The organism is Microcoleus sp. BM001215392 (assembly GCF_036700185.1).
Lineage (GTDB): Bacteria > Cyanobacteriota > Cyanobacteriia > Cyanobacteriales > Microcoleaceae > Microcoleus.
Genome location: NZ_JAUBOJ010000472.1, coordinates 1 through 4,913 on the forward strand (window position 1 = coordinate 1; position 4,913 = coordinate 4,913).

Annotated in this window: 1 protein-coding gene; it reads left to right on the forward strand. The window is 48.6% G+C overall.

Annotated features, from left to right (window positions below; translation table 11 throughout):
• Positions 1-47 precede the first annotated feature (47 nt).
• Complete coding sequence (locus QT974_RS30900; RefSeq protein WP_333472193.1) at positions 48-4,862, forward strand: Tc toxin subunit A; 4,815 nt, start codon at positions 48-50, stop codon at positions 4,860-4,862.
• Positions 4,863-4,913 lie beyond the last annotated feature (51 nt).

A 4,913-nucleotide genomic window follows, 5' to 3' on the forward strand; every position in this document is an offset into this window, starting at 1 on the left:
AAAAAGCTTTATGATGTTATTTTACCACGAATGTTACTATTCTGGAGATGTCTAAAGAACTTGTTTTCGGCTTTCAGAGGCGATCGGAGCTAGAGGGTACAGGCTATGTCGATCGACCCACCGCAGATGCAATGAATCGACTCCTGCGAGAATTGGGAGAGTTTGATCAACCCCAAGCAGAAACCTTCTGGGTTGTCAGTGGAAGAATTCAACACGATAACGAGACCCCTTTCAAGGGCGGCATCGTGCGAGCCTTTCATCAAGCCGAACAGGATGCCATTCGTCTGGGCGAGGATAGAACCGATCCTGAAGGCCGTTACACCATCCGCTATACCCGACTACCCGGTATCAACACCATTAATCTGCGCGTGAATGTCAGCGACAACGATCTGAACATCCTGCGATCGTCTGACGTTATACCATCTGCAAGGCCGATCGAAATCATCAACCTGATGGTCTCCAGCGTACAGGCAATTGAATTTCAGGTCGAAGGTAAAGTCAGCAGTCCCACAAGTATCAGTGTAGGTGATTTGATTGTCCAAGTCGTAGACAAAACTGTGGGTGGAGAGGACGTTCTATTAAAGCAAACAGTGACCCAGGCAGATGGGACTTATCAAGTCACGTTCAACGATAGCAATTGGCGACAGCGTGGCAAAACCCAGCCCGATATTCAGACTCGGGTTTTGGCTGGCGATCGCGTCCTCGCCGTTTCCGAAGTTCGCTACAATGCTTCCCCCCGCGAACAATTAAATGTCCTACTGACAGAAATCGTCGCCCCAGCCCTGCCATCTGAACACGAGACCCTGCTGCAAAACCTTTCCAGCCATTTCCAAGGCAATCTCCGTGACCTCCAGGAAACCGATACTCGCCAGGATATTACCTATCTTGCCAATAAGACCGGTTGGGATGCTCGTGCCGTGGCGATCGCATCCCTCGCCGATCAGTTCAGTACCCGCAGTCAAATCGCACCTCCCTTCTTCTACGCCCTATTTCGGGCTGGAGTACCCGCGAATGAGGAAGCACTGTATCAGATTGATGCTAAAACTGCCGAAAGTGCCTGGAAGCAAGGTATTCAGCAAGGTGTGATTCCGGCTGCCCTGGAAGCTCAATTGCCCCAGGTTGTAGAACGCTTTCGAGGTTTATCTGCCCAGCGCGCGCTGGATGCACCCGCCTTAGCTGGGGTGTCATCGCTAAAGGAAATGTTAACGAGTGCCCAAATTGGTGACTTGCAACAGCAACAGTTTGTCAATCTCTATGCCCAACACCGGGATAATTTAACCCACTTCTGGGACGCTGTGCAACGTGACATGGGCGAACCTGTTGCCCAGCGCCTACGGATGGATGGACAACTGGGATACCTGACACTCAACAACGCCCCCCTCATGCAAAGTCTGCATCGAGATATTGGCGGTGCCAATGGCATCACGACCCCCCTCAGCTTGATTGAAAATGGCTACTATCAAGCGGAAAAATGGCAAACCTTAATGGCTAACGGTGTCACCATTCCCCCTGAAATTCCTGGTAAGGACGTGGCCGAGAAACGCAGTAACTATGCCGAGTTAATGTCCGCGCAAATGCGACTCAGCTATCCAACGGCAGTGGTTGCCCAGATGGTCAGGACTGGCGAAACTCCGCTCAAAAATGCGATCGGGGAGCAGGTTCATGCCTTGCTCATGGAACATCACGGAAACTTTGAGATTGGGCTGCAACCGATTGAGCAATTTGCTCTACAAAATAACGTGCAAATTGCACCTGAAGTAATGCAAGAAGTAACGCGCATTCAAAGAGTGCATCAAATTACGCCCAGCGATCGCGCAATGAACACTCTACTCAGAAACAATCTAGATTCAGCCTACAAAATTGTCCAGTACGACCAGGCAGACTTTGTGCAGCAATTTAAAGATGAATTGGGCGGTGAAACCAATGCCATCCTGACCCATGCCAAAGCCCAGCAGGTTCACAACACTGTGCTGAACATTGCCACCTCATATTTAACTGGGCGAAATGCTCCTGCGATCGGCTCTAATCTCAATGGCCGGATTATTAACTCCCTATCTGGACCATCGGTCAATCCTGCTGCCAATCTTGCTGCTGCTAATGCCGCCGATATCATTGCCTACCCCACCTTAGAAAATCTCTTCGGCGAGATGGACTACTGCACCTGCGATCATTGTCGATCGATTCTCAGTCCGGCTGCCTATCTGGTGAATTTACTTCAGTTTTGCGATCGCCCTGCCGATGGCAACAGTAATCCCCAAACCGTTCTACTCAGCCGTCGTCCCGACATTCAGCATCTCCCCCTCACCTGCGAAAACACCAACACGCCATTACCCTACATCGATATTGTCAATGAGACTTTAGAGTATTTCATTACCCATAACCTTAATCTCGAAAACTACACTGGGCATGACATTAATAATGATGCGACATCCGAAGAGCTATTGGCGAGTCCACAGTTTGTTAGCGATCGAGCCTACCAAACTCTGGCGGGCAAACCGATACAGGTAGGCGATCCACTCCCGTTGCTGCCACCCTCTCCCCCATTACCATTCCACCAACCCCTCGAAAACCTGCGCCGCTATTTTGACCAATTCGAGGTTCCCTTGCCCAGCGTGATGGAAGCATTACGCAAAAATGATGACCTTGAGCGTGCCAGCGAAACCGAGTATGGCTGGCGCGATATTCTCATGGAAGAACTGCGAATTTCCCGCGCAGAATATCGACTTCTGAGCGATCGTACCCTGACTTTACAGCATCTCTATGGCTATCCAACCACCATTACGGAAAATGACATCTTGGGTAGAAAGGTGTTTGAGATTGGAGTGAACTTTATCACTGAACTCGATCAAGGGCAGATATCTCCAGGGTTAATTCAACTGTTTGCAGATAATGGTAAACCCGTTTCCAATCAACGACAGGCAGCAGTCAAAAACCTTGGTAATCATTGGGGAATCATTGATAATTTTACATTCGATCTTCGGAAAGAAGGGGCAACAATTAGCGTTTATATCATTGGTATTGCTAATGCCAAAACATTTACGCGGCGGGTAGGAATTTCCTATGAAGAGATTATCGAAATTATCAAGACAAAATTTATTAACCCAAATGCCATCTTGATTCCAAAATTAGAGCGATTAAGAATTCCGTTTACAACCCTAAAAGCATTCAAAGATGGCGCGATCGCCGATGCCGAACTCGACAAGCTGATACCGACTGAACTAGATGCCACCCAATACGGCGGAGACATCAAGGCATGGATCAGAAATGATGCGAATTATGCCAAGATCATGGGGTTAATCACACTGACAAATCCCACTGCTGCCGCCGATCCGTGCCGTTTCGATCAGCTAGAATTCCGCTACGCTAATCCCGATAACAATACGAACCAAGTCCGTCCCTTTGAGTTTATTCGGCTGATTCGCTTTATCCGGTTATGGAAGAAATTGGGCTGGACGATCGCTCAAACCGATCGGGCGATCGCTGCCCTCTATCCAGCCGACCAAATTCCTAATGATCCCAATGATGCGATCAACCTGGAAAAACTAGATGCTGGATTCCTAACCTTGCTACCGCGTCTGGGGGTAATCAAACAAGTCATGACAACCCTCAATCTCAAACTTAAGAAAGATCTACTACCACTGTTGGCTTGTTTTGCTCCGATCGATACCTACGGTATGTCCCTCTACCGTCAGATGTTCCTCAGTTCTGCATTATTGAAGCAAGATCGAATCTTTGTGGACGATGGCTACGGCAATTTCTTACAGAAAGTTGAGGTTCCTTACAGCCACTCACAGACAACCTTGGAACAGCCCATTCTGGATGCAGCAGCAAACCAGATTACCTATGACGATTCCCTCAAGCAGATCTCTTATCGTGGTGTTTTCACCACAACACTTCGTGATGAGTTGAAAGCAGTTCCCGGCGTTGATGCAACGTTTCAAGCGGTTATTGATGCCCTCTACGCCGATCAGCGGTTGTTTACTCATGCCGAAGCCCTACGATCTGCCCTCCAGCTTACAGATGATGAGTTGCGTCAAATCATAACGTCACTGGGCTATGACGACAATACGGCTCTCACTTTGGAGACTCTCAGTGCTATTTTCCGACGGGGCTGGCTAGCACGTACTGTCAAGCTAAGTGTGCGCGAATTTTTGTTATTGACCCAATTCACAGGTATCGATCCCTTTGCTGCACCCGACCCATTCCATCCGCCCATACAGAGCTTCATTGAGCTAGTGCAGCAGTTGCGAACTTTATCCTTAAAACCAGTTCAGGCACTTTATCTGATTTGGAATCAAGATATCAGCGGCAAGTCTGTCCCCAATGACAGCGAAATTTTGGGATTTACCCGCAGCTTACGGGCAACACTCACCGCGATCGAAAGCGAATATACCGTTACCGACGACCCCGATGGACAAATTGCCCGTTCCAAAATGGCACTTGTTTATGGGAACGATGCCACCGATTTGTTTTTTGGTCTCCTCAACAATACGCTCGTCAGCAGTCTCCCCTATAGCCACGGTCAGGCAGCCTTGGAAACCGCTATTACCGATGCGGCTAGCCAAATTGCTTACGATGACTTCCGCAAACAGATAACCTTTACAGGCGTGCTGACCTCGGCAATTCGGGATGCCCTCAAAGCGATTCCTGGCGTAACGCCGCAATTCCAGAAGGCGATCGATAAACTGTATGAGAAAAATCAAAAAATCATCCAGCCCTTCTTTGCTCGCTATCCCGAACTGCTACCACTCTATGATACCTACGCCTTTTTTGGGTACTTAGTTATTGCTGTAGATTACACGCACGATCGCGAGATATTAGAAGCATCTATCCTAGATACGGCAGCAGGAAGAATTACTTAGGGCTTGCTGAATAAAAGCCAAAAGATTTACGAGGCGTGGGTTATGCGCTCG

Coding starts and splice junctions, on each gene's coding strand:
- QT974_RS30900 (WP_333472193.1), top strand. CDS start 48: ATGTCTAAAGAACTTGTTTTCGGCTTTCAGAGGCGATCGGAGCTAGAG.